We start from the raw sequence: 23,475 nt of genomic DNA, 5'->3' as shown, positions 1-23,475 counted from the left end.
CCGGCTCACTGTAGAAGGTAGAACCCTGTGACTCTCAGCGTATTGGCCGCTTTCTGGGCGGTGTCTTTTCTGTTCATCATTACCCCCGGTGCAGACTGGGCCTACGCGATTTCTGCGGGTATGCGCGGGCGTCTGGTGACCCCGGCGGTGGCCGGTTTGCTCTCGGGGCATTTACTGGCGACGGTGGTGGTCGCGGCCGGGGTTGGCGGGTTGGTGGCGAGCCATCCGATGATCTTGCGGGCCATGACCATTGCCGGTTCCGGGTATCTGCTCTGGTTGGGCGTCAGCATGATTCGCCACCCCTCGACGCCCGAGTCAGGCAGCGTGCAAGTGGCCGATTCCGGGTTGCGCTGGGCCTGGAAGGGGCTGTGTGTCAGCGGCTTGAACCCCAAGGTGTTTCTGCTGTTTTTAGCGTTGTTGCCGCAATTCACCGACCCGCTGTCCGTGTGGCCGATCCCGGCGCAAATTGTCGCCTTGGGCGCACTGCACGCATTCAGCTGTGGCGTGGTGTACCTGATGGTCGGCTTCGGTGCCAAAGCCGTGTTGCAGACCCGCCCCAGCGCGGCGCAAAACGTCAGCCGCGTGTCGGGCGCGATCATGATCGTAATTGCCGTGGTGTTGCTGGCTGAGCAAGTGCTGCATTAAAAGCGTCTAAGCTCCTGCAACAACCTTTAGGGAGGGACGCAACGTGACGACTGACACCACACCGCACGCGGTGGTTGAATTTTGGAAGCAGGCCGGCCCCACGCATTGGTTTGCCAAGGACGATGCCTTCGACAAGCGCTTTCGTGAGACCTTCTACACCGCGCATTTTCAGGCCGCCAGGCGCGAGCTGGAGCCTTGGGCGGCCCAGCCAGAAGGCGCGTTGGCGTTGCTGTTGTTGCTGGACCAATACCCGCGCAATGCCTTCCGTGGCACCGCGCATATGTTCGCCACCGACCCGCTGGCGCGGTTTTACGCCAGGCAGGTGATTGAGGCGGGGCTGGACCAACAGATCGAAGTGGCCTTGCGCGGGTTTTGTTACTTGCCGTTTGAGCATTCCGAAGACGCCGATGACCAGCGCCTGTCGTTGGAACTGCATGAAAAACTCAACCCGCAAGACACCCGTTGGGCCAGGGAACACGCCGATATCATTGAGCGGTTCGGGCGGTTTCCCCATCGTAACGACGTCTTGGGGCGTGTCTCGACTGAGCAGGAACGCACGTTCCTCGCCGCGGGCGGTTTTGCTGGCTGACGCGATGTGCACGTGTCTCGCGATCTTTTTGAAAGATCAAAAGATCGCGAGGCAAGCTCGCTCCTACAGAGATCAGAGATTAGAGATCAGAAATCAGCTTTGAGTGACATGACGAAATTGCGCGGTTCGCCATAGAAATTGCCGAAGCCTTCGGTGCCGACAGTCACGTAGTAGCGCTTGTCGAACAGGTTGTTGCCGTTCAGTGCCACCGACCAGGTGTCGTCGATGCGGTAGCTCACGCGGCCGTTCCACACGGCGTAGCCTGACTGGGTCATGTCATTGCCGCTGATGGGCGAGACGCGGTAGTTGCTGCTCTGGGCATTGACCCCGGCGCCTACGCTGACGCGGTCCAGCGCGCCGCTCAGGCCGTAGTCGGCCCACACCCGCAGCAAGTGGCGCGGCACGTAAGAGTTATAGGGCACGCCATTTTGCGCGGCGTCGGCGTCCTCCAGCACTTTGGTCTGGGTGTAGGTGTAGCCGGCCAGCAGTTGCAGGCGATCAATGACTTCGCCGCTCACTTCGGCTTCAAAACCCTGGGCACGCACTTTGCCGGAGTTCTGCGAGCAACTGCTGTCGGGGCACAGGGGATCATCTTGGGCGGCGTCTTTTTGAATCGTACGGAACAGGTTGAATGCACTGTTCAGACGCCCGTCAAACCATTCGCCCTTGATGCCCACTTCGTAACTCTGGCCGATCAGTGGCTTGAGCGTTGCGCCGCTCAGGGTTCTGTAGTTGCCTTGCGGGGTGAAAATGTCGGTGTAGCTGGCGTAGGCGGTCAGGTTGTCATTGAGGTCGAACAACACGGCGGCAAACGGGGTGACTTGCCCGGTTTCTTTGGCTTGGGTATGCACCGGGGTGCCTTCACCGCGCCAGTAAGACACGGAGTCGCTGTTGGAGGAGTACCAGCTCACCCGGCTGCCCAATACTAATGTCAGCGGTTCGGCCAGTTTCAGGCGGGCGATGGAGTAGGCGCCGTATTGCTTGATGCGCATGTCCATCGGGCCGCCACGGGAGGCATTGGCCAGGTAGTAGCTGTCGTCGGGCTGCGGCAGGTGGTGGTTGGGGTTGAATACGTCTTGCCGATCCGGGAGCACGGCCACGGCGAAGAAGTCATCCTTTCTGGAGCGACTGGCATTGGCCCCGACCGTGAGTTCGTGCTGCTGGCCAAAGGCATCGAAGGTGCCATTGAGGTAGGCGTCAAAACCGTAGTCGACCTGGTCATAGTCATAGGTGCTGCCAATGACCAGCGTGCTCGATTGGGTGGCACCCACCGGTACCGAGCCGCTGGGGAAGGCGTATTCCATGTCCTGGGTGTTTTTGGAATAGACCCCGGCAACCTTCACGGCCCAATCGTCATTGAGTTGATGTTTTAAATCGCCGAACCAGGTGGTGCGCTTGCTGCGCTGATGGTTCCACGCCGGGTTCAGGCACGTGGACCGCTTGAGCTTCAGGTCACTGCCATCGGCATAGCGCGGCAAGCCGCCCCAGCAGGGTGTGGCGTCGACGTCTTCATAGGCCAGGCCGACACCCAGCGTGGTGTCGGGGCTCAGGTCGACATCCAGCGCACCGTAGTAGATCTGGTCTTTGCGCTGCCCGACGTCATAGAAGTACTGGCGCGTTTGCTCGGTGATCACTGCCCGGCCGCGCACGCTGCCGGTGTCGTTCAGCGGGCCGCCCGTGTCGATCTGCCCGCGGTAGTTGTCCCACGTTCCGGCCGACAGCGACAGTTGGGTGTGTGGGGTGTATTCGCCGCGCTTGCGCACAAAGTTCACGCCGCCCGAGGTACCGCCCGCGCCTTTCATCATCCCGGCGGCGCCGCGCAGCACTTCAACCCGGTCGTAGATCGCCATGTCGCTGTTGAAGCTGTCGGCCTGCACGTAGCTGCTGCCAATGTCCAACGGCACGCCGTCGTACTGGTATTGGCCGGTCATGCGAAAGCCACGGGAGTAGAAGTACTTGCCGCCCATGGGCGAGTCGTACACGGTGATGCCCGGGGTTTTCTCCATCACTTGCTCGATGGTGTTGAGGTTCTGGTCATCGAGCATTTTGCGGGTCATGACGGTGATGGATTGCGGGGTTTCCTTGAGGCTGTGCGCGCCCTTGCCGATGGTCACGGCGCGCGCGCTGTAGGAGCCTGAACCTTCAGTGGTGGCATCCAGGCTGCGCTCGGTAATGCTGGTGACGCCCAGTTGCAATGCCTGCGCATCGTGAGGTGTCGGTTCGACGCTGAAGCTGCCTTGCGCGGTGATGCGCAATTGCAGGCCGCTGCCGCGCAGGGCTGCTTCCATGGCGTGCTCTGGCGACATCTGGCCGATCACCGCAGGTGCCTGTTTGCCCTGCACCAGCCCCGGTTCCAGCGAAACGATGTGCCCGCTTTGGCTGGCGATGGCGTTCAACGTCGTGGCCAGCGGACCTGCGGGTACATTGAAATTGACCTCTTGGGCTTGCACCCAGGCCGGGTTGGCCAGGGCGGCGAGGGCTACAGCGGCGTAACGGGTGTGGGGCCACGGGTTGAGCACAGCATTCTCCTGATCGTGTGGAAGTCTCAGGAGATAGGTGGGCTGAGAATTAAAAACCGGACACGGATGCGAGCAATTATCAAAAATATTTTTGCGCCGTGGCTCAGGCTGGCCGGATCAGCGTCAGCCACGGGCTGTAGCGGTCCACGCGAATGGGCAGGGTTTCGGCCAAAGCGGTGTAGGCCCGGTCGGGGTCATTCAGCGGGTACACGCCTTGTACACGCAGGCCGCGCACTTCAGGTGCGACCCGCACCAGCCCACGGGTGTAAGGGCGCAGCGCATCGACCACTTGCGCCAGGGAGTCATCCAGTACGTTCAGCCGCCCGTTCAACCACTCGGCGCGGTAATGCTGGTCGCCCGCTTGCGGCACAATCCGCCGGGGGTAGAGCAGGGCAGACTGGCCTTCTTGCAGGGTCAGGGTGGTGCCGTTGAACAACCGGGTTTCAACCGCATGCTCAAGGACCACGACGCGGCTGGCCGCTGATTCTTGCGATACCAAAAAGCGCGTGCCCAAGGCCTGAATCTCGCCCTCGGCGGTGCGCACGCGAAGCGGACGACGCGCATCGGGCGCCACCTGAATCACCAACTCGCCGCGACGTAAAATCACCAGCCGTTGCTGGCTGTTGAAATGCAGGTCAACGGCGCTGTTGGCATTCAGGCTAAGGCGGCTGCCATCGGCCAGGTTAAAGTCATCGCGCTCACCCACCCCGGTCGACACATCGGCCAGCAGTGATTCACCCAACGGGCTACTGGCACCCAACCACAACCCACCGCCGAGCAAGCCCAAACCGGCCAGCGTGCGCAAAGCGTCCCGCCGAGTGGTGCTCGGTTGCAGCAGCACTAACCGTGCTTCACCCGCCTGGCCGGGCAGGCGCCGGTCCAGCGCGCGAACGGTATTGAACGAGCCACCGAGGCGTTTTTGCAGGGTGTCCCACGCGTGCACATGTGCCGGGTCTGCGGCCAGCCATGCGTTGAAACGCTCCAGCAGGGCGGCATCAGGCGTGTCAGCGCGCAGCTTCACCATCCAGTCGATGCTCTGTTCGCTGACCGGGTCCAGGCGTAACTCGCTCATAGCGCTGCCTCGCACAGATAACACTGGCGTAATGCCTGTTTCATGTAGCGGCTGACGGTGCGTTCCGACAGGCCGAGTTTTTGCGCAATGGCCACATAGCTCAGGCCGTCCAGCTGGCTGTACAAAAAGGTGGCTTTGACCACCAGCGGCAAGCCATCGATGGCCCGATCGATGGCCACCAGCGCCTCAATCAACTGCAACTGTTCTTCGGGGGAGGGCACCACGGTTTCCGGGAGCAAGGCCAGGCGTTCCAGATAGGCGCTTTCCAGTTTGCCGCGCCGGTGCCGATCGAAAATCAAACGTCGCGCAATCGTCGATAAATAAGCCCGCGGCTGCTCGATGCTGTCCGGGTCGACCCGTGCGGCGAGCATTTGGCAAAACGTGTCGGCTGCCGTGTCCTCGGCATCCGCAGGGTTACGCACGCGCCGACGAATATGCTGCAGCAACCAACGGTGGTGATCGCTGAAAAAAAAGCCCAGCTTGCGAGTCGAGAGAGGTTGCACCGGTCGGTTTTCCAGAAGGTGAGTGCGAATCGTTCTCAAGTCTAGCGGCGATATGATGGCAACTGCAATCACCGCCGAGCGAAACACATGATCTGGGTCTCGTGACGGGTTTTAGGCCTGGGCTATAGTGGCGCCTGCCTGAACACCTCGACCTGATGTGGAGTTATCGATGACGTACCGAGCCTTGCTGACCTTGCTTGTGACCCTGAATGCCGGACTGTTTAGCCTGGGGGCTGCGGCGGCGGGCGATGCAGAGGCGGGCGGCAAGTTATTCAGCAAGACCTGCGGCGGGTGCCACAGCATCGGGGAAAACGCGCGCAGCGGTTTTGGGCCGCATTTGAATGGTGTGATCGGGCGACAGGCCGGGAGTTTGCCGGGTTACCAGTTTTCCCAAGCGATGAAAAACTCCGGTGTGGTCTGGACCCCCGAGACACTTGCGGCGTACATCGAAGCTCCGAAAAAAGTGGTGAAGGGCACGCGCATGATTTTCTGGGGTATCAGCGACCCGGAGAAAATCGCCAACCTGCTGGCCTATATCGAAACCTTCAAAGACCAGTAATCACAGGATGTCGTGTAAATAATCCTTGAGGGCCAGCAGCGGCGCGTTCAGTTGCTCCAGGCTGTGCGCCTGTTGCACCCCAAGCGCCAGCTTCTGCAATTCGTGACCCATGGGCGAGTCCGCACCACCAATGGCGTCCATGGCCAGGTCGGTGCACTCATCGATTTTGGCCTTGATTGCCTCCAGGTCGCCCTTGCGCACCAGAAAGGCAAAGACGTCGCGCTGATAGTCACCCATGACCATGTCGTCGCGCAGAATCGGGCTTTGGCCCTCCGTTTCGTAGGCGAGCTTGAGCGAGAAAAGGGCGACGGTCTCCAGCGGGCGTTCCATGGGGCGGGGTCATCAAGCTTTTGAGATTTTAAATAATATATTGAATGTGCTCAAGTCAGATATGTATGGCCGCCTTGAGATTTTAAGACTCTTGGAGGCCATTGTGTAGGTTGCTATGGATTTGTCTAGATAATCTGATGAGTACAAGTTTTGGTTCTTGTTTTTATAAGTTGTTTACTATATTCCATAGATGATGAAATTCTTTGTGTTTGCTGCCAAGTGTGTCAGGAATTAACTCGTTTAAGCGTGTTTGAAATTTACCTACGTCAAGAAGGACTTCTTCTGGGTTGTCGTCTTTGTATGAAATAAAACCCTCGCTTTCCAAGCATAAAACTATCCCGAGTAATACCCCGGATGCCAAATCTTCAGTAATGCCTATTTCATTAGCTAGCGGCTCAATTATGTTGGTCTGCACATTGTCTAGAGTCCATTTTCTTTTGATTGCCTCTCCTATGCATATGCAAGCAATACTGATCCAGACTCGGTTACTGCTGAAAATTGAATAGGATTTTTCGTCTGTAGCATCTTTTGATTTTGGATCTGAACTCAAAATCGTTTTGGCATCTGAAAATATGCCAGCAATTTTGTTTGTAGCGTTCGTATTTTCCTTCAGTTGGCTACCGAGATTGTCTGTTATGCCACTTAGTATTGAAGCTGATTTAAGAAGTTCTTCCTTCGATTTTGTAATGTCTTCGCCAGCTGTAATTAGTCTTTTTATTTGCTCGCTAATTTCTACTGCGGAACTATTCTGTGATATGGATTGCACAAATGAATAAACAATTGCGATTAAGCCAAGTAGTATGGATACAACAGTGCCCGCGAATGAAACATAGCCTAGCGCGCTTGCGCTTCCACCATACTTCATTGAGAGCCAATGTATAAGAAATTGTGTGAGGGATAAAATTATTATAATAAGTATCCATTCTCGGGTGGATATCTTTTTAGTTTTTTTTGTCATGTGTTTAGTGGTCTGTTGAGGTTGGTCGGTTTTAAGGATTCTAAGTGGGTAGAATTTTGTTGTGGAGTCAATGATTGACACTGATAAGGTTTTATGTGTGAGTTGTTATGGGTGTCGGGGCTCATGATTAATGTGCTATAGGGCTGAGTACTTATATGCGGTCTTTATTTTATGTTGAAAATTTAATTCATCAAATTGATTTATGTCCTTTTTATGATTGATCTCACAGGATGTCGTGTAAATAATCCTTGAGGGCCAGCAGCGGCGCGTTCAGTTGCTCCAGGCTGTGCGCCTGTTGCACCCCAAGCGCCAGCTTCTGCAATTCGCGACCCATGGGCGAGTCCGCACCACCAATGGCGTCCATGGCCAGGTCGATGCACTCATCGATTTTGGCCTTGATTGCCTCCAGGTCGCCCTTGCGCACCAGAAAGGCAAAGACGTCGCGCTGATAGTCACCCATGACCATGTCGTCGCGCAGAATCGGGCTTTGGCCCTCCGTTTCGTAGGCGAGCTTGAGCGAGAAAAGGGCGACGGTCTCCAGCGGGCGTTCCATGGGGCGGGGTCCTGTGGCGGGGATTGAGCGGGGGATGATGGCTTTTTTGCCGGTGAAAAAAAAGTCTTGGGTCTCAGTAAAAACGCCGCCGTCTCATCACTGAGAGGGCGGCGTTTTAAGCATCATCGGGTTAGAACGTGTACTTGGTCGTCAACATCACGTTTCGCGGCGGGCCATAAGAGCCGCTGCGGAAGTTCTCGTCCAGCGAACTGATGTACTTTTTGTCGAACACGTTGTTGAGGGTGGCTGTGGCCGACCACTGCGGCGTAAGTTGATAGCGCGCCATGAGGTTGGCAACGGCGTAGTCGCTTTGCTTGACCTTGGCCGGGGTGGTGAGTTGCCAGCTGTCCACGGTCATATGGATTGCACTTTGCCAGTTGACGCCGCCACCGATGGTCACGCGGTCCAGTTCGCCGGGCAGGCGGTAGGTGGTCCAGACCTTCAGCATGTCGGCCGGGATGATGGTTTTGACGCGCTCGTTATCAGCGTCTTTGACCACGCTGTGGCTATAGCTGGCGTTGAGGTTCCAGTCGGGCAGCAGTTCGCCGCTGACTTCCATGTCAATGCCACGGGTCTTGGTCTTTTTCGCGACATACGCGGTCAGGTTGTCGTTGCCTATCACCAGCCCGTCGGCGATGGCGTCGTTCTCCAGGTCAACTTCGAACAGCGCGATGGCGGTGTTCAAGCGGCCGTCATAGTAGTCACTCTTGAGACCGATTTCGTAGTTGTCGCCTTTGCGCGGGTCCAGCAAGTTGCCGCTGGTGGTGCGGTAGGGCTGCGGCTTGAAGATGCTGGTGTAGCTGGCGTAGACCGAGTGGTTGGGGGTCAGGTCGTAGACCACCCCGGCGTACGGCGTGACCTTGCCGTTGACCCGCAAGGTGTCATCGGTGTTGAAGCGTTGCATGTTCGCGACGTTGTAATGCAGAAAGGCATCGTAGCGATAGTTGCTCACGCGTGTGCCGAGGATGACAGAGAGGTCATCGGTGGGTTTGAGCCGGGTGGCCAGGTATACACCGTTCTGCCATTGGTTGATGTTGTCGTCTTCGCGGTTGAAGTTGTAAGAGGCGCTGGGCGCGTAGTTATCCCAGTTGTAAATATTCACCGGCTTGCCGCTGACGCCATTGTCGCTGGTGCCGTTGGCCAGCAGATTGCCGAAGCCGTTACGACGGTTTTCGTAGCTCTGGTAGTTAAACCCCACCACCAGTTCGTGCTCGCGCCCCAGCCATTGGTAAGGGCCGGACAGCATCACATCCAGGCCTTTTTGCTCTTGGGTATTGTCGCCCTTGGTCGCGGTGTAACTGAGGCCGCTGCCGGTCTGCGGGTTGAGAAAGCCCGTGGTGGTGCCGACGATGATCGAGTCGTACTCGCGGGTGCCGTACAGGGAGTTGGCGGAGACCTTCAGCGTCCAGTCATGGGCCAGTTTTTGCTCGATCGAGGCGAAGGCATTCACCGACTCCTGGCGGTTGGTGCTGTCGCGGCTGGCCGGGTTTTCGCTGCGTGACAGGTGCAGTTGGTTGCCCTTGTTGTCCACCATCGGCAGGCCGGTGGTAGAGAAACCGCGCGGGTCGTTGTAAAGGTATTCGGCCCCGACCGTCAGCAGCGTGCTGTCACTCAGATCGGCTTCTGCCACGCCGTAGAGGATGGTTTTTTCCTGCTGCAGGTAATCGGTAAAGCTGTTGGCTTGCTGATAGGCCGCGACGGCGCGCCCGCGTACATTACCGGTCGGCGTCAGCGGGCCGGACACGTCCACTTCGGTGCGGTACAGGTCCCATGAGCCGAGGCCGGCACTGACGTAGCCCTGGAACGTCGAGGTAGGCTTTTTGCGCACCATATTGATGGTGCCGGAAGGGTCGCCCGTGCCGGAGAGCAAACCGGACGCACCGCGCAGTACTTCGATGTGGTCATAAATCGCCATGTCCGACAGCGCTTGTGGCAATGCCTGGCTGAACGCAAACGAGGTGGTCGGCATGCCGTCGTATTGATAGTTATCAATCGCCAAACCGCGGGAGAACACATACAGGCGATCACTGCCGGGGCTTTGCACGTTGATACCGGGCGTTTGCTCCAGCACCGAGCCGATGCTGCTGAGGTTTTGGTCGTCGATGCGCTGGCGGGTCATGACGCTGACAGACTGGGGCGTCTCTTTAAGGCTCAGGTTGAGCTTGGTGGCCGTGGTCGTGGAGCCGGTGGTGTAGGAACCGGTATTTTCGCTGACTTCACCCAACGCTTGGCCGGTGATCGACGTGGCCCCCAGTTGCAGCGAGCCATCCTTTGCGGCGGGCACCAGCACGTAGGCCCCATTGGCCTGGCGCTGAGCCTGCAAGCCACTGCCTGCCAGCAAGCGCGCAAGGCCTTCATCAACACCATAGGTGCCGTTAAGGCCCGATGTGGTCATGCCTTGGGTTTGTTCGGCGTTAAACGACAGCGTCACATTCGCCGCCGTCGCAAACAGGCTCAGGGCGGTACCCAGTGAGCCGGCATTGATCTGGTAGGCGTGGGTCTGGGTTTGCGCCGACACATGGGGGGCGGCCAGGGCTGCGGCCGCAGAGGCACCGAGCGCCACCGCCAGGCGAATGGCCTGCGCGAGCGGCTTGGCGGCGCTAAGGGTAAATCGTGACATACGGGTTTCCTTCCGTTGGCGGGGGCAGAGGCGCAGCTGTGATCGCTGCTTTCTGTACATGGCCGAACGAAAATTGAAATCGGCAACCCTTAGTGGGAATTATTCGCAAAAAAATTTAAGCCGCTTCGACAGTGGCCCAATAACGTGTGATGAAACGCACCGTGACCGGCAGCGACTGGCTGAGGTTTTCCAGAATGGTGTCGGTGTTATCAATCCGAAACGCGCCACTGAGGCGCAAGTGCGCAATGTCGGGATCGCAACGCAATACGCCGGGGCGGTAGCGGCTTAGCTCAGTGATGAAATCGCCCAAACGCCAATCGATGACCGTCAGCATGCCTTGGCTCCACGCACCAGCACCCGCCGGGGCCGCGGTGATGGCGCTGACCTCATTGGGTTCCAGGTGAGCCTGTTGGCCCGCATCCAGGCGCTGCACCCGTGACGGGTGATTCAAGGGCCGCAGCTCAACCGCCTTTTCCAGCACGCACACCTCGGTAAAGCTTGGCCCGCAGCGCACCACAAAGCGCGTGCCCAAGGCGCGCACACTGCCTTGGGGCGACTCGACGATAAAAGGCCGAGAGTCGCTGGCGGTTTGCACCAGAATTTCGCCCCGGTGCAGGCGGATCAGGCGCGTTTGCGCACTGAAAACAATGTTCAGCGCGCTGTCGGTATTGATGTCTATCTGGCTTTCATCGCTTAAGCGCAGGTGCCGACGCTGCCCGGTAGCGGTGCGCTGATCGGCCAGCATGGCCCGGTAAGGCACGTGCTCCGTGGCCAGCCAGCCACTGCCGCCTGCGGCCAGCAACAAGCCCAGGGTTTTGAGTACCGCGCGGCGACGCGCCTTCACCCCGGCCAACGTTGTCAGTGTGACCTCTGCCGGCAGTCCGGCCCATTGGCTTTGCAGTTTCTCCACGCGCGCCCAGGCCCGTGCATGCTGCGGGCTGGCCTGCAACCAGGCGGCCCACGCCTGTTGGTCTGCCTCATTGGGCGCGCTGCTGCTGAGCCGCACATACCAGGTGGCGGCGGCTTCGAGGGTGTGCAGATCGAGAGGCGGTGCCATCAGTCTTCCGTTAACAGCAAGCAATGCGTCATGGCGCGGATCACGTGCTTTTTAACCGTGGTCACCGACACTCCCAGGCGTTTGCCGGTGGCCACATAGCTCAGGCCTTCGAGTTGAACGCTGAGGAAAATCTGCCGCGTGCGCTCGCCCAGGCCGTCCAGCATGGAATCAATCGCCACCAGGGTTTCGAGAATCAGCAGGCGTTTTTCCGGCGAAATATCCATCGGCTCAGGGTGCAGGGCCAGCGCTTCGCAGTAAGCCTGCTCCAGGGCGCGGCGCCGAAACTTGTCGATCATCAGTGCGCGGGCAATGGCGCTCAAGTAAGTGCGCGGCTCGCGGATCTGCTCGATATCACGGGACGCCAGCAAACGTACAAACGTGTCCTGAGCCAAATCGGCTGCATCGCTGGCGTTACCCAGCCGCGCGCGCAACCAGCTTTTGAGCCAGCCATTATGTTCGCTGTACAACAGGTGCAAGGCGCTATGGTCAGGAGCAGGCATAAATGGCCAACCAATATCACTAATTGATAATGAGTCGCATTGTCTAGATCGCGCTGCAATTGTGCAAGATGGTTGAGCAGGAGAGGGCGCTTTGAGCGCGGGGTTACCGATGTGTGGCACAAAAAAACCGGCGCGGTGGCCGGTTTTCTGCGCAGGTAATCTTAAACGGCATCCCCTTCTTGAGCCTGCTGCAGCCCCAGCGTGAGGTCATCAATGACCGCCTTGGCCATCTCGCTGAGATAGTGCGAAGCCCAGCGCATGGCTTCGTTGCCATCGTCCATGGCCCCGAGAAACGACAGCGTATTGACGCAGTTCATCAGCAGCGAGGCATGCTCCATCGCCTCAACGCCCGAAATACCGGGGTTGACGCTGAACAAGCGTTGATTCTGAGCATTGCACGTGCCGAACGTAGCAGCACCGGTGGTATGGAGCAAAGGGGAAGCAGGGCGTGTCATTGGGCGTAACTCCTGTATGTGAGGAGCTGCCACAGTTCGCCGCGAAACGAATATGGGTGGCAGCCATGTGCGGGTTCGCGGACCGGGCATACAGGAACCCCGGCAGACCCGAAGGTCTCCCACACACAGCCGCCATAACAGACTAGCGGGCACAAAAAAGCGCCAGCTATTGAAATGGTGGCGCCTGTGCGCCTGTATATGCTCGGACCGCGACGTCCGGTCGCTGAATGGGCAGCGACGGAGCGAGAGTAACCCTCCCGGTTGAAAAGGGCAAACGTGGCGCACACGCCATCTGTAGGAGCGAGCTTGCCTCGCGATCTTTTGATCTTTTCTACAGGCGAAAAAAAAGACCTTGATAATCAAGGTCTTTCTTAAGATGGTGCCCCGAGGGGGATACGGGATCATTCCGACAGCAAACGGCTTTAAGCGGCAATCTCTTGAAAGCCCCGGTTATGCTGGGCTGCAGCTGTGTAGGGTTATGGCAGCAGACGGCAGAATCTTGCAACAGCGTGGTAGCCTTTACGCCATTTTTACGCCAGGAGGGTGTGATGGCTTCATACCGTAAACGGAGTGGTGGTTGGCGGGCTGAGGTGGCAAAGCTGGGGGTACGTGACTCCCAAACCTTCGACACTAAGGCAGCGGCAATCGCTTGGGCTACAGCACGCGAAGCGGAGATCAACGCGCAAAAGGGGAAGTCCCGATCCACTGTGTCGATGACTCTCTCCGAAGCCTTGCGCCGATACAAGCGTGATGTGTCACCCACTAAGGCTGGCCAGCGTTGGGAAGAACTTCGGCTTGATAGGTTCGATCGGGAACTGGAGTGGGTCGGGGAGCTGATGGACCGCATCACCTCGGAGCAGGTCGCTCAATGGCGTGATGCACGGTTGAAGGTGGTGAAGACAGCGACTGTGCGGCGTGAAATGACCCTCCTGTCATCTGTGTTTGAACTCGCAAGACGAGAATGGAAGTCGTGCATGGTAAACCCCGTTCGTGATGCCAAGCGCCCGAGTAATGGACCTCCCCGTGATCGCCGGATCGCACCAGGTGAAGTCAGCGCGTTACTCAATCGACTTGGCTTTGCCGATGGGCACCCGCCGGTGACGCTCCTGCAGGAACTTGCGTATGCATTCCTCATTGCCATCGAAACCGCCATGAGGCAGGGGGAGATATTAGGCATGACAGCGAAGTGCGTGAATCTGCGAGAACGCTTCGTGCACTTGCCTATGACCAAGAATGGCACCAGTCGTAATGTTCCACTAAGCACGCGGGCCGGTGAATTGTTAGAGCCGCTGTACAAAGGGAAGGGCCCTAGCGATCGTCTGTTCAAGCTTGAGTCAGCTTCGGCAGACACGATGTTTCGAAGGGTTCGCGACGAGTTGGGGATTGATGGTCTGACTTTCCATGACACGCGTCATGAAGCCATTACGCGGCTGGCCCGCAAGGTTGATGTGTTGGACCTGGCACGTATCACTGGCCACAAAGATTTGAAGTCCTTGATGATCTATTACAACGCCACAGCATCGGAACTGGCCCAACGATTGGGATAAAAAAAGCCTGCGGAGTGCGCAGGCTTAAATCTCATGCTAACTGTCTTGATCGTCTCGCCGCCGGCAACCTCGCTCGATGCTGCCGCAACCAGGTAATCACCTCTCCCGCAAACCAACGTTTAGCTGCTTTTACTCCAGTTGCGCAGGGCTGTACGCTCGTAGGGAAGCCGGGTTGAACAACGACCCTACGTTCAACCGTGTAGGCAGATAGCTTCAAGTAGGCAGCAATATCCTGTGATGTCCACAGCTCATGCTCTGCCGCGACGGCTGGCCGTTGCAACTGACGAATCAGTTCGTGCAACGAGTTGAGTAGATCCGGGTTAGTCATGGCTTTAATCCGTTCAACCTTGCCACGTCGTCAAGCGCTGAGTTGTAAATGTTTGCAGCGTCTTCTCCATCCGATTTACGCATATACCGCCAGTCAGCAGCGGTCTTACGATCGGGCAGCACCACCGCTACCGGCTTTGTCAATTTTTCCAGCGCATCCGTAACATTCGCAAAGCCCATGTCTCGCGCCTTCTGCCAAACCTCGTCGTACAGCTCTGCTCTGTATTTGTCGCTTGTGGTGCCATCCGAGATTGGCGGGGGCTGCTGTTCTGGATGACTGTAGAGTGCTATTGAGTTTTTATACATAGCGTACCCGTCTATACAGGCAGAACTCATGGGATACGTCACCAACTTATCTAGTGCTTTTTGTGAGATGTATCCCACAGGCTTGCCCTGTGGCTGCTCAGGTGAGTTCGGTAATGCTTTCATGCTCATTGGCCAACCTCCGCTAACTCAACATCGTCAAAGCCGGGTGCTTCTACATCTGCCGCAATAACGCGGATCCCACAAAAGCCGTAGGGGTCGCCTTTAATACTTCCTCCCCAGCCTTCTTCTTCATGTAAGTCTTCTGTCCAGACAGGGCCAGGCTGGCCAAAAGGGTCACGTTTACCAGTATCGATGCTGAAAGATGACCCGCCTTCGCTGAGCATCAGTCTGATCATCGTCTGACCAAAAAGACGAATGACTGCTTTTACAACATCACCGTTTGTTATCTGCAAACGGCTTTTATGATCTGACCAAAAGCTGTTGATCATCGTGGCAACTTCGGGAGTCAATCTTGCGTGGTTAACTTCTAGGGTGACTTCATAATCCTTCCAGACTTCCTTCACCACGTAGCGTTTGATTACGGTTTGATCTGCAGTGACGGTGCTCATACGTTCGCTCCAAATTGAGTAGGTTGGTTCAGCAGCTGTGCCACCACAGCTGCTTCGTTTGCAGTGAGATCACCCAGCAGGTGGGCCATGCTGGTGAGGGATTCGAGGCGGATCCGCGCATCGGCGGTTTTCCGCACCTGGTAATCGAACAACGCTGTTCCGACGATCCGGATCGCCATCAGATGCCGCGCCGCTTGTGCGCCTTCAACGGTCAATGTGATAGCCTTCGGGTCGCTGCTGCTTTGGTGCTGTGCTTGCATGGTGTTGCCCTCAGTGGTGGTTGGTGTCGGGGAGCTGCGAACTCCTCGATGCCTTTTCAAAATCCGGTTAGTCCTGGCGTGCCAGATGAATAACCAGGTCGCTAAAGTTCGGGTCATCCTCAGTCAGTGACCGCCATTCCAAGACCTTCAAAATCTGCAGCCGGGTGCAACCCTCCACCAAGACTTCACGCTGGCCAGCTGCTGCACGCACTTCCAAAATCTCAATCAAGCCGTCTTCGCCGTAAGCACCGGCTTGAATAATCGGCGCGGTATTTCCAACTGCAATCAGTTGGTCATGCACTTCCTGCAAGTTGCTGTTCTTGCCGTTACTGGCATTGCCTATAAATACTTGAACGTGCATCTGCATAACTCCCTTGTTTGTAATCAGGCTTTGAACACCCAGCAGCGAACTGACTGTGGGATCGGATTAAGTGGGGTGCGCGCCTGCAGGTTTGCCCTGATCGCGCTATCAGTTGGCCGGCTGGCATCAATGAACTTATGGGTGCGGCCTTCCTTGAGCATCCGTCGCAAGACGCTCAAGTCTGGAATCCGCTGACGGTGTTCCAGAGCCACTTCGGCAAACTGGTTGAGGTTGATGGCGATCACCCCAGTGGTTTTGCTGTGGTTAACCAGCGGCTCGCTGCTGAGCGATTCCAGGTAGTCGTACACCTGCCAGAATTCGTTCAGTTCCTGCGGGTCGGTGGTGATGGCTGACTGACGCTCTGTTGCCATGGCAAGGATGTACTTGCGTGTCTCGCTGACCATGCGGTCGGTCAGGGGGAGTACCAGTTGCAGGCAGTCCACCAGTGCGAGCAGCATGCTGTGGTTGCGAATGACTCGATCGGAGCTGAGCTTTTTGCTTGCCCACAACTCGGCACGGTACTTGGGGTAAGCCTCGGCAAAACGGGCCATGACCTGTTGCTCTGCTTTCATGGCCTTGACCATGAAGTGGCTTACCTCGCCAACCTCTGTTTGAACCAATGAGTCAGCTGCTGCGCGGCTTTCCTCGGTGATGTTGGGCTTTGGGAAGTACAGCTTGGTAATACGGCTGAGAATCGCCTCATGGCCAGACACAGGTGAGTTCTGAGCAATGACGATGGATGCGCGAAAAGGCGGTTCATACGTATCGTTGCTGTTGGTCTTGATGCCACGCGTACGCAGCAAGCCGCCGCCGTAGTAGTCCTTGAACTCATCCCATTCAAACGACTTGGAGTTGTCTGCGTTGGTGTTACGGTCGGCTTCCAAAAGCACAAGGGGAAGGTTGGCCACCTGGCCCATCGCACGGCTACGGCCAGAAGCGGATCCTTTGGCAGGGTCGAAGCCTTCGTAAAGGCGACCGAACAACTTCCAGATGAACTTAATCAGGGTGGTCTTCCCTGAGTCAGGTTCACCCGACATTTCCAGGAACGGAAAACTTTCGTATTCGGCGCGGATTTGCTCCGCAAACAGTGACCCGAACCAATACGTCAGAGCTACCAAGCCTTTTTCACCAAAGCACAGCCACAGTTTTTGCAGCCAGTCTTCACGGTAGCCTTTAGCGTCCGTTGATAAATTTATTTTCACCGACTTCATCAGGCACTTGACCCGCTTTTTACTGAGGTCGAAATAGTCCTCTGAGTTGGCTTTGAAAACTTTTCCGTTCTGTACGGCTATATCGTTGAAGATGTAAGCCTTGTGGTCCTTGCTGTAACCAATGAAGTCTATAGTTTCGACAATTTTAAGGCCTTCGGTTTGCCGGATTATGATCTGGTCCAGGTGCTTCTGAGAGCCCAGCCAACTGGCACCTGAAAACATCAGCCGCGCCTTGAATTCGCTGCTCGATGTGATTTGTTTTGGAGTGAAAGTGAACTTCTCAGGGCCGTTATCGCTAGGCGTGTCAACTCGGAAGTAGAACCAGGCTTCGCTGGTTACCTCATTCACTTGTTTGTAGAGCGCTTCAAAGTTGCAATTAGTGATCAGTTTTAAAGTGCACACGGATTCAAGCACCTTACGGCGAGCATCCCGCTCGTTCAGCAACTGGTCGTCGTGGTCATCACTGTTAAGTAATTCGCGTTGTTCTTCTTCCAACTTGGAGACATCGAACTTTGCCCAGTACATCCGGTTCCCAAACTCCAGGCAGAATTCGGACGTGGAGTCCTCCCAGGTGTACATGAGCATGGCTTTATCTTTAGGTGAGCGAGCCAGCAGCAGGTCACCTTCATGACGGGCAATTTCGAGATCACGTTCACGCCGCTTATCTCGTTTATCGTCGTCTTCAAACTGCCAGCGTTGATGAAGATCGTTCCAATCGACCTTGCGTCCATCCCGTTGCGGGATTAAAGCGGCAACGCACTTGAAGCCCAACTCCCGGGATAGTTTGGCCCAGCGCTGTAGGTAAGTGCGTGCAGTTGGTTCATTGTCCGACGCCCATACCAACGTAGGGAGATTGCCTTTGCGTAGCTCCAGCAGCTGTTCAAGAGCGTGAGCGGGGTACACATTGCTGGACATGGCCGATACAGCAGCGATGTTATTGTGAACCAAGCTGATGGCGTCAAAAATCCCCTCGACAATCCAGAGTTCTTTCACCGTTGCTAAATCAACGGTGGGTGGGCACCACCAGTGGCCTTGGGCGCTGTACATCGGCTTGAAGCGGGCTTTCATCTTGCCGAAGCGTGACGGACGATCGATCAGGCGCTCCCAATAGCCACCATTCGGAAGAGCAAACCGCACAGTGGCGCTACTCTCATTCAGGTCCTGGTTGTAATAGTTCTCCTGGGTGAACCAGTTGGCGATGATCCCGGTGTTGAAGCCGCGGGAGAACTCCAGATAGGCGCGAGCGGTGGCCACAGGATCGTTTTCAGTGGACGGGGCTCGTTTGCTCCAGTCTTCGAACAGATCCTCGTAAAGCTCTTTGACGTGCGCAATGTGGCCGCAGCGCTCCGGCCGGCCACAGCGGATTTGCCAAGGTTTGTCATAGCGAGCGTACAGCTCTTTTTTGCCACATGCAGGGCACTCGCCCCCGCGCATGTAGTTGGTTCCGCCGCGATGTTTCAGGTTGAAGTCGTGCTCCAATCTCCGGATCACGTCTTCGCGAATACTTTCTTTCATCATGGCTGTTACTTCACTGATTTAAGGCTGAGGGAGAGGGCTGCCATAAGGCGTTTTTGGGCAGCCATTACCGGGACGTGGGCGAGGATGGCGCCATGGCGCAGGCCATCCGCGATCAAGCGGAACTGGTCGGCATACCAATATTCATTGAGGCTTGAGCGGTACTGCTCACGCAGGGCCAAGAGCAATGCTTGAGCCTCTGCCGGTGGCAGTTGGGCGGTGACAATCACGGCATTTCCCATAGTGAAACCTCAGATTTGGACGCAGCTCACCCAAACCCACGGGGTTGTGTGGGGCAGGCAATGTTTTGGGTTGGTGGTTTTACTGAGCGCCGGATGCCGGGCTTTTTGCGTGCAGGTGGATAACAGCGAGAACTTCTGCACGTCTTGCAGCCATATGCAGGCTGTCAGCTTTCAGGATTGCTTCGGTTTCGGCTTCGTCAATCTCGCCATCCTCAAGGGCTTGGGCAATGATTTGGTCGACCATCCCGCGCTTGGCGTCGGCCTGCACACCCAAGGTGTACAGCTCAAGATTGTCCAAGGTCTCTGGTTTAGGCACGGGTACGAACATCCCGCCGTACATGCTCGCGACATACTCAGCAAAATGAGTAGTCCCGGTGACGAGTTCCAACAGATAAAGCTGTTCAGCCGTCAGTGGCCGGCTTTTGTTGTTTTCGTAAGCGTGGTTTTCGAACTTCTTTTGTTTCATGCCGAGCAGATCGGAAGCGAATTTGCAGCCGCCAGGCAAAGAGCGAATCAGCTCACTGACCACGTCCTTGCGAGTTTTTAGAATGATGGTTTTCATCTTCTGTTTTTCCCTGTGAGCCTTTGGCATTACTGTTCAATCACGCCGTCTTTGATGCCTAGCAACACAGCGGCGCGATGTGCCTCCCCACGGCGACAAAGACTCTGTCCACTCAGCACCGCGTAAACGGTGCTGGGGTTCAGATTGTTCAGTACGGCGAAATCTTTCGCCGATTGCCCGCGTTTCTCCAAGGCCTCACGCGCTTGCTTACGCGCTTGATCGGTAGTACTTGTGTTAGGCATAGTGCAGTTCCGTGCAATTTCATGTGATGTGAGATGCACAATGATGCACTTAGATGCATTTGTAAATACAAGGAATGAATTATTTTGCATCTTTCCGAAGAGATTGGGGCCCGGCTGCAAGAAGAACGTAAGCGGTGTTCGATGACGCAGAACGAACTTGCGGAGGCCCTCGGGATAGCCAAGCGAACGCAAGCAAACTATGAAGCTGGGTCTAGTGACGCGACAGCTGCCTACTTGAGCAAGGTTGCTACTCAATTCGGCTTTGACGTTCCTTACGTACTCACCGGCGTTCGTACAACGCTTTCTGAGGACTCTCTCTCACACGTGGAGGACGGCCTGGTTAAGCAATATCGAAGCATTCCGGATGACGACCAAAAGGCCGTTCGCAGGATCCTCAAAGCAATGGCGGATGACGCTGCTCGAGCCAAGAATTAATTTCTTAAAAGAATCTGAATCATTCGTCGCAAACCTATTTCAAAGCCGTTAGCCCGCCCGATAACGTCAATTCAACAATGCATTTTATGGAGTAGTAAGCATGTTGGATGATGCAAAAACTGGTAGCGGCTGCGTACAAAATGGTGGTTTTGAATGGCATTCACTTACGAATGTCGAGCAGGGTCTGATTAGGCTTTACCGACAGTTGTGTGAAGAGGATCGTAAGCAACTGCGACGGGTAACAGAGACTTTGGCAACCAACCCGGAAGAACAGGCTGTCACTCGATAGCCTATTCCCAGTAACGCGATCGCCGGCATTTTGAGTCGGCGGTTTACGCAGTCGACTGTGCCCCCAACTGCTCAAACATTTCCTGCAACTGTGCCTTGGGCAGCTCTTTCAATCGGCCAAACAATAACTGGTCGACCATTTTTGCTGACGGGTGGGTCGTATGAGAAAAGGTCAGATGTGCTGCCCATTGGTGACCGCAGTTAGGGTCTAAACAAAAGCAATACAGTGTTCTGAAATCCGTTGATGTCGGGCTGCTGGTTTTGATTTTTCCCTTGTGTCCGCATCTGCATGTAACTCGCATTGTTGTCCCTCCCCAGGGGCAAATAATCGCCATTATTTTGCCACAAATAGTAGTGGCATTTGCCGTATATTGAGTGTTGCTAAGTGTTTTCGCCTTCCTTGTGAGCTTCCTTCCAGTTAAATCGTCTGTCTTCGCGCAGCAATGAGTTTACCTGGTCAAACAGTTGGCAGATCGGACGTATCTCGTTGCTGGTGTAGACCTGGTCGATCTTTTGGATATCGCCAAAGCCGGCGCTGTTTTCCGGGATGATGCCCGCCAGTGCCGGGTTCATTCGCCATGCCGCGATCACGTCGTTGCGGGTGATGTTCTTGACCTTCTCCAACTCGTCTTTGGCCTGAAAGTCGCCCACCGGGATAATCTGAATAGCGTTCTCTTTGCCGTTGGGGATGTTGACGAACAGCGATCGGAAGTTACCCACACCTTTGCTTGAGCTGATCTGTTCGCGCATGTTGTTTTCGTCTTCCTCCGTCAGGTCCGGGTCGTTGGTGTAGAAGATGTAGCCCGCGTGGGCGCCGTTGCTGTAGTAGCGGCGGCGGAACAGGGTCGCGGCTTCGTTGAGCAACAGCGCCTGCAGCCCGCCGAGGTAGTCCGGTATGCCGTAAATGGTCTGCTCGACGTCGTAGTCCATGACGTGGGCGATCTCGTCCGGGTCGAAGTCGATGAACTTGTTGTCTGCCTGCAGCATGCGGTAACCACCGTCGACCTTTACCCGCATGTTGATCGCGGGCAGGTGTTCAAGCTCTAGGCATTCCCCAAACGCGTTGGGGTGGCGGTAGAAGAACGCATCGCCAAACACCATGTAGTCCAGCGCAGCACAGCCCATGGTGTGAGCACTGCAGCCCGCTGACGGGATGAACTCACGCAGCAGCAGGTTGCGTTTGAACTTCGGAATGGCGCCGTGGTGCGCGTTGGCACGCAGCAGCTTGGCCAGGCCGGTACGCGACACCGGGGGCTTGTAGATATCGCCGTCGTCGCTGGGAAACACCCCGATGTACTCGCCGATGTTGCCGCTCAGAACCTGTTCCGGTTCTCCGAACGTAAACATTCGCGTGGGCTGCTGCGGTCGTGGTTGAGTGGCCTGCTGCTTTCTGCGTCGTGGTTTGGGCATTGCTGTCGCTCGTCAGATAGCGGCTACGGCGCCGCTTGTTCGTGTTCAAGGGTTCGTTGGCCAGGGCGTGCATGATTGCCCAGGCAATGTCGGCGTGGCCGGTGGCCTCGGTGCGCGAAGCGCTGTAGGTGATCTGGCCGCTGCCGGTGGTACCGCGCTTGATGGTCAGGAAGGCTTGGGCGACGTCCGTCCAGCCGGCATCCCACTCGATACGGCTGCCTTGGATCGTGTCCTGTGCCTTAAGAACCAACGTGTTTTTGGCTTCCAGGCTGTAGTGAATCGGCGTTGCGCGCGGGTAGAAATCGCGCACCAGGTCGAACACGCCGTAACCGATGCCGGTGATATCGATGCCGATGTGTTGCACGTTGAAGCGCTCGGTAAGTTTCTTGACCTCCCCGGCCTGGAACTTGAACGACTGGCCCCGCCAACTGTGCTTCTCCAGGATGCGGAATTTCGCCCCGGGCTCCAGCGGCGGGGCAATGACCACACAGGTGGCGTCGTCGCGGGTGCGGCTTGGGTCATAGCCGATCCATACCGGGCTGTTGCCGTAGGGGCGATCCTCGTCGGGCTTGTAGTCTTCCCACAACGTCAGGTCGGAATAGCAGCGCTCCAGGTCTTTGAGGCCGAACGCGCTTTGCGTGCTGTCGATAAACTTGCAATAGAACAGCTGCTGGAACTTGTCTTCGTCGTACTCCAGCTGCAGTTGCTCAAGGTCGAACAGATCGCAGCCACCGTCGATAGCATCCTGAATGGTGATGGTCTTGCGCCATTGGCCGTCCGGGCACAGCGCGCCTTGGGTGTAGGCCGCTTCGGTCGGCCAGGTGCCCCCGGCCTTTTTCCCGCGCTTGCTGTTGCGGAACTCGTCGCCTGACCAGAACGGGTACGCCTGGTGCGACACCGCGCTGGGCGTTGAAAAGTAGGTTTTGCGCCACTTCTTGTGGGTGCCCATGGCGCTGGCCACGGTGCTGAGTTTTTCAAAGTCACGGATCCAGAAGTACTCATCCACGTAAACGTGGCCGTGGTAGCCCTGGGCGGTGCTGCTGTTGGTACTGAGAAAGCGCAGTTCGGCGCCGTTGCTGAGCACGATCGGGTTGCCGGTCAGCTCGATGCCAAACCACTTCTGGGCAAACTGAATGATGTAGCTGCGGAAAATTTCCGATTGCGATCGGCTGGCCGACAAGAACACCTGGTTGTCGCCGGTTAACACCGCGTCCATGAACGCTTCACCGGCGAAGTAGTAGGTCAGACCGACCTGTCGACTTTTGAGGATGTTCCGGATCCGGCAGGTCAGCGGGTTTTGCTTGGCCGCGAACAGTTCTTTTTGGTAGCCGTACATGCTGCCGATGAACTGATCCAGAAAGTCGACCTCAGTCAGGCCGCTGATGTCGTTCTTGGGCTTCTTTTCCCGTCTCTTATCGCCGCTATCCCTTCGGCCTTGGCGTTCGCCACGCGTGCGCTGAGAGCGCTCCCGGGGTTCGTCCGGTTCGTCTGCCGTTGCCGCCGGTACCGCTGCAGGTCTGGCAGCCTGCTTAAGTAGGCGCTCACGTACGGTTGTCAGGCGGTCCAGCTCGTTCAGTTCGTCTTTGGTCAGGCTGCTGGCTTTGTCCAGGAGAAGGGTGATCCGCCGTCCGACCGCCGTCAGCGGTTCTTCGTCCGAAAGCATGTCTTCCCATCCGCCCTGACGGATCCAGTAGTAGACGATCCGGATGTTGGGCAGGTTGAGTTGCGCCTGAATTTCTTTGGCCTTACAGCGGCGCAGAAACAGGCGTTTGGCGGCTTCTTTAACTTCGGTTGAATAGAACATGGGCCGCAGTCTATGCGGCGAAAAGGCGGTGAACGC

General features: G+C 56.7%; 27 protein-coding genes. 6 read left to right on the top strand and 21 right to left on the bottom strand.

The features are described from left to right. The first annotated feature begins 27 nt into the window (after positions 1-27). Positions 28-645, top strand: coding sequence for a LysE family translocator (locus QMX84_RS01405; protein WP_262126413.1), 618 nt, complete (start codon positions 28-30; stop codon positions 643-645). 43 nt (positions 646-688) lie between these two features. Next, entirely contained in the window at positions 689-1,234 is a 546-nt protein-coding gene (locus tag QMX84_RS01400) for a DUF924 family protein (RefSeq protein ID WP_282362928.1), read from the top strand. A gap of 86 nt (positions 1,235-1,320) precedes the next feature. On the opposite strand, the gene QMX84_RS01395 is transcribed toward QMX84_RS01400, so the two are convergent. From QMX84_RS01395 to QMX84_RS01385, 3 genes are all read right to left on the bottom strand, one after another. Beyond that, positions 1,321-3,753 (bottom strand): TonB-dependent receptor, encoded by a 2,433-nt coding sequence (locus QMX84_RS01395; RefSeq protein WP_282362927.1) that lies wholly within the window; start codon positions 3,751-3,753, stop codon positions 1,321-1,323. 103 nt (positions 3,754-3,856) lie between these two features. Then, entirely contained in the window at positions 3,857-4,825 is a 969-nt protein-coding gene (locus QMX84_RS01390; protein WP_262126416.1) for a FecR domain-containing protein, read from the bottom strand. Continuing rightward, positions 4,822-5,328: a sigma-70 family RNA polymerase sigma factor gene (locus QMX84_RS01385; RefSeq protein ID WP_048367786.1), complete on the bottom strand. Its 507-nt coding sequence runs from the start codon at positions 5,326-5,328 to the stop codon at positions 4,822-4,824. The genes QMX84_RS01390 and QMX84_RS01385 overlap by 4 nt, the downstream gene beginning before the upstream one ends. A 169-nt stretch (positions 5,329-5,497) precedes the next feature. Here QMX84_RS01385 and QMX84_RS01380 point away from each other — a divergent pair, with 169 nt between their 5' ends. Then, positions 5,498-5,887, top strand: coding sequence for a cytochrome c family protein (locus tag QMX84_RS01380; RefSeq protein WP_262126417.1), 390 nt, complete (start codon positions 5,498-5,500; stop codon positions 5,885-5,887). Here the strand turns inward: QMX84_RS01380 and QMX84_RS01375 are convergent, their stop codons facing one another. The 7 genes from QMX84_RS01375 to QMX84_RS01345 form a co-directional block, all read right to left on the bottom strand. Beyond that, on the bottom strand, positions 5,888-6,217 hold the full coding sequence (locus QMX84_RS01375; protein ID WP_282362926.1) for a hypothetical protein: 330 nt from the start codon (positions 6,215-6,217) through the stop codon (positions 5,888-5,890). A 163-nt stretch (positions 6,218-6,380) separates the two neighbouring features. Then, positions 6,381-7,175, bottom strand: a complete 795-nt coding sequence (locus tag QMX84_RS01370) for a hypothetical protein (protein ID WP_282362925.1) — start codon at positions 7,173-7,175, stop codon at positions 6,381-6,383. A gap of 223 nt (positions 7,176-7,398) precedes the next feature. Then, complete coding sequence (locus tag QMX84_RS01365) at positions 7,399-7,728, bottom strand: hypothetical protein (RefSeq protein WP_153336565.1); 330 nt, start codon at positions 7,726-7,728, stop codon at positions 7,399-7,401. 130 nt (positions 7,729-7,858) lie between these two features. Continuing rightward, positions 7,859-10,348, bottom strand: coding sequence for a TonB-dependent receptor (locus tag QMX84_RS01360; protein WP_282362924.1), 2,490 nt, complete (start codon positions 10,346-10,348; stop codon positions 7,859-7,861). 115 nt (positions 10,349-10,463) lie between these two features. Next, entirely contained in the window at positions 10,464-11,405 is a 942-nt protein-coding gene (locus QMX84_RS01355; RefSeq protein ID WP_282362923.1) for a FecR domain-containing protein, read from the bottom strand. Further along, positions 11,405-11,905 (bottom strand): sigma-70 family RNA polymerase sigma factor, encoded by a 501-nt coding sequence (locus tag QMX84_RS01350; RefSeq protein WP_153336023.1) that lies wholly within the window; start codon positions 11,903-11,905, stop codon positions 11,405-11,407. The genes QMX84_RS01355 and QMX84_RS01350 overlap by 1 nt, the downstream gene beginning before the upstream one ends. 161 nt (positions 11,906-12,066) lie before the next feature. Next, entirely contained in the window at positions 12,067-12,360 is a 294-nt protein-coding gene (locus QMX84_RS01345; RefSeq protein WP_153336024.1) for a DUF3077 domain-containing protein, read from the bottom strand. Positions 12,361-12,908: 548 nt separating this feature from the next. Between QMX84_RS01345 and QMX84_RS01340 the strand changes: the two genes are divergently transcribed. Next, entirely contained in the window at positions 12,909-13,907 is a 999-nt protein-coding gene (locus QMX84_RS01340) for a site-specific integrase (RefSeq protein ID WP_282362922.1), read from the top strand. Between the two features lie 324 nt (positions 13,908-14,231). Here the strand turns inward: QMX84_RS01340 and QMX84_RS01335 are convergent, their stop codons facing one another. From QMX84_RS01335 to QMX84_RS01300, 8 genes are all read right to left on the bottom strand, one after another. Then, positions 14,232-14,669 carry a hypothetical protein gene (locus QMX84_RS01335; RefSeq protein WP_282362921.1) on the bottom strand — a complete coding sequence of 146 codons (438 nt, stop codon included), beginning with the start codon at positions 14,667-14,669 and terminating at the stop codon, positions 14,232-14,234. Then, positions 14,666-15,109: a DUF2528 family protein gene (locus QMX84_RS01330; RefSeq protein ID WP_282362920.1), complete on the bottom strand. Its 444-nt coding sequence runs from the start codon at positions 15,107-15,109 to the stop codon at positions 14,666-14,668. The genes QMX84_RS01335 and QMX84_RS01330 overlap by 4 nt, the downstream gene beginning before the upstream one ends. Next, positions 15,106-15,369, bottom strand: coding sequence for a hypothetical protein (locus QMX84_RS01325; RefSeq protein ID WP_282362919.1), 264 nt, complete (start codon positions 15,367-15,369; stop codon positions 15,106-15,108). The genes QMX84_RS01330 and QMX84_RS01325 overlap by 4 nt, the downstream gene beginning before the upstream one ends. 67 nt (positions 15,370-15,436) lie before the next feature. Further along, positions 15,437-15,730, bottom strand: a complete 294-nt coding sequence (locus tag QMX84_RS01320) for a hypothetical protein (RefSeq protein ID WP_282362918.1) — start codon at positions 15,728-15,730, stop codon at positions 15,437-15,439. A 23-nt stretch (positions 15,731-15,753) separates the two neighbouring features. Next, entirely contained in the window at positions 15,754-18,456 is a 2,703-nt protein-coding gene (locus QMX84_RS01315) for a toprim domain-containing protein (protein ID WP_282362966.1), read from the bottom strand. A gap of 8 nt (positions 18,457-18,464) precedes the next feature. Beyond that, a complete protein-coding gene (locus tag QMX84_RS01310; RefSeq protein ID WP_282362917.1) occupies positions 18,465-18,698 on the bottom strand; it encodes a hypothetical protein in 234 nt (77 codons plus the stop codon). A gap of 79 nt (positions 18,699-18,777) precedes the next feature. Continuing rightward, the gene (locus tag QMX84_RS01305) at positions 18,778-19,260 is read right to left on the bottom strand and encodes a YmfL family putative regulatory protein (RefSeq protein ID WP_282362916.1); all 483 of its coding nucleotides are present in this window, start codon (positions 19,258-19,260) and stop codon (positions 18,778-18,780) included. 29 nt (positions 19,261-19,289) lie between these two features. Then, positions 19,290-19,502, bottom strand: coding sequence for a DNA-binding protein (locus QMX84_RS01300; protein WP_282362915.1), 213 nt, complete (start codon positions 19,500-19,502; stop codon positions 19,290-19,292). A gap of 84 nt (positions 19,503-19,586) precedes the next feature. On the opposite strand from QMX84_RS01300, the gene QMX84_RS01295 reads away from it, so the two are divergent. Both QMX84_RS01295 and QMX84_RS01290 read left to right on the top strand, forming a co-directional pair. Then, positions 19,587-19,937, top strand: coding sequence for a helix-turn-helix transcriptional regulator (locus QMX84_RS01295; RefSeq protein WP_282362914.1), 351 nt, complete (start codon positions 19,587-19,589; stop codon positions 19,935-19,937). Positions 19,938-20,037: 100 nt separating this feature from the next. Further along, positions 20,038-20,226, top strand: a complete 189-nt coding sequence (locus QMX84_RS01290; RefSeq protein WP_282362913.1) for a hypothetical protein — start codon at positions 20,038-20,040, stop codon at positions 20,224-20,226. Positions 20,227-20,269: 43 nt separating this feature from the next. On the opposite strand, the gene QMX84_RS01285 is transcribed toward QMX84_RS01290, so the two are convergent. The 3 genes from QMX84_RS01285 to QMX84_RS01275 all read right to left on the bottom strand — a co-directional run bounded on the left by QMX84_RS01285 (position 20,270) and on the right by QMX84_RS01275 (position 23,439). After that, positions 20,270-20,527, bottom strand: coding sequence for an ogr/Delta-like zinc finger family protein (locus QMX84_RS01285; protein ID WP_282362965.1), 258 nt, complete (start codon positions 20,525-20,527; stop codon positions 20,270-20,272). 79 nt (positions 20,528-20,606) lie between these two features. Further along, positions 20,607-21,473, bottom strand: a complete 867-nt coding sequence (locus tag QMX84_RS01280; protein WP_282362912.1) for a phage portal protein — start codon at positions 21,471-21,473, stop codon at positions 20,607-20,609. Further along, the gene (locus QMX84_RS01275) at positions 21,385-23,439 is read right to left on the bottom strand and encodes a terminase family protein (protein ID WP_282362911.1); all 2,055 of its coding nucleotides are present in this window, start codon (positions 23,437-23,439) and stop codon (positions 21,385-21,387) included. Before QMX84_RS01275 ends, QMX84_RS01280 begins: the two co-directional genes overlap by 89 nt. Between the last annotated feature and the right edge of the window lie 36 nt (positions 23,440-23,475).

Origin of the sequence: Pseudomonas sp. PS01297 (genome assembly GCF_029959305.1) — a bacterium.
In the GTDB taxonomy this organism is placed as follows: domain Bacteria; phylum Pseudomonadota; class Gammaproteobacteria; order Pseudomonadales; family Pseudomonadaceae; genus Aquipseudomonas; species Aquipseudomonas helleri.
Note: the sequence above shows the minus strand (reverse complement) of the source record. Positions and strands in the feature narration are given on the sequence as shown.

Bases quoted from the DNA above. Each gene is read 5' to 3' on its own strand.
- QMX84_RS01335 (WP_282362921.1), bottom strand. From the start codon at position 14,669: ATGAGCATGAAAGCATTACCGAACTCACCTGAGCAGCCACAGGGCAAG.
- QMX84_RS01375 (WP_282362926.1), bottom strand. From the start codon at position 6,217: ATGGAACGCCCGCTGGAGACCGTCGCCCTTTTCTCGCTCAAGCTCGCC.
- QMX84_RS01275 (WP_282362911.1), bottom strand. From the start codon at position 23,439: ATGTTCTATTCAACCGAAGTTAAAGAAGCCGCCAAACGCCTGTTTCTG.
- QMX84_RS01290 (WP_282362913.1), top strand. From the start codon at position 20,038: ATGTTGGATGATGCAAAAACTGGTAGCGGCTGCGTACAAAATGGTGGT.
- QMX84_RS01310 (WP_282362917.1), bottom strand. From the start codon at position 18,698: ATGGGAAATGCCGTGATTGTCACCGCCCAACTGCCACCGGCAGAGGCT.
- QMX84_RS01370 (WP_282362925.1), bottom strand. From the start codon at position 7,175: ATGACAAAAAAAACTAAAAAGATATCCACCCGAGAATGGATACTTATT.
- QMX84_RS01355 (WP_282362923.1), bottom strand. From the start codon at position 11,405: ATGGCACCGCCTCTCGATCTGCACACCCTCGAAGCCGCCGCCACCTGG.
- QMX84_RS01345 (WP_153336024.1), bottom strand. From the start codon at position 12,360: ATGACACGCCCTGCTTCCCCTTTGCTCCATACCACCGGTGCTGCTACG.
- QMX84_RS01300 (WP_282362915.1), bottom strand. From the start codon at position 19,502: ATGCCTAACACAAGTACTACCGATCAAGCGCGTAAGCAAGCGCGTGAG.
- QMX84_RS01360 (WP_282362924.1), bottom strand. From the start codon at position 10,348: ATGTCACGATTTACCCTTAGCGCCGCCAAGCCGCTCGCGCAGGCCATT.
- QMX84_RS01285 (WP_282362965.1), bottom strand. From the start codon at position 20,527: ATGCGAGTTACATGCAGATGCGGACACAAGGGAAAAATCAAAACCAGC.
- QMX84_RS01350 (WP_153336023.1), bottom strand. From the start codon at position 11,905: ATGCCTGCTCCTGACCATAGCGCCTTGCACCTGTTGTACAGCGAACAT.
- QMX84_RS01315 (WP_282362966.1), bottom strand. From the start codon at position 18,456: ATGAAAGAAAGTATTCGCGAAGACGTGATCCGGAGATTGGAGCACGAC.
- QMX84_RS01325 (WP_282362919.1), bottom strand. From the start codon at position 15,369: ATGCAAGCACAGCACCAAAGCAGCAGCGACCCGAAGGCTATCACATTG.
- QMX84_RS01320 (WP_282362918.1), bottom strand. From the start codon at position 15,730: ATGCACGTTCAAGTATTTATAGGCAATGCCAGTAACGGCAAGAACAGC.
- QMX84_RS01390 (WP_262126416.1), bottom strand. From the start codon at position 4,825: ATGAGCGAGTTACGCCTGGACCCGGTCAGCGAACAGAGCATCGACTGG.
- QMX84_RS01305 (WP_282362916.1), bottom strand. From the start codon at position 19,260: ATGAAAACCATCATTCTAAAAACTCGCAAGGACGTGGTCAGTGAGCTG.
- QMX84_RS01380 (WP_262126417.1), top strand. From the start codon at position 5,498: ATGACGTACCGAGCCTTGCTGACCTTGCTTGTGACCCTGAATGCCGGA.
- QMX84_RS01330 (WP_282362920.1), bottom strand. From the start codon at position 15,109: ATGAGCACCGTCACTGCAGATCAAACCGTAATCAAACGCTACGTGGTG.
- QMX84_RS01340 (WP_282362922.1), top strand. From the start codon at position 12,909: ATGGCTTCATACCGTAAACGGAGTGGTGGTTGGCGGGCTGAGGTGGCA.
- QMX84_RS01365 (WP_153336565.1), bottom strand. From the start codon at position 7,728: ATGGAACGCCCGCTGGAGACCGTCGCCCTTTTCTCGCTCAAGCTCGCC.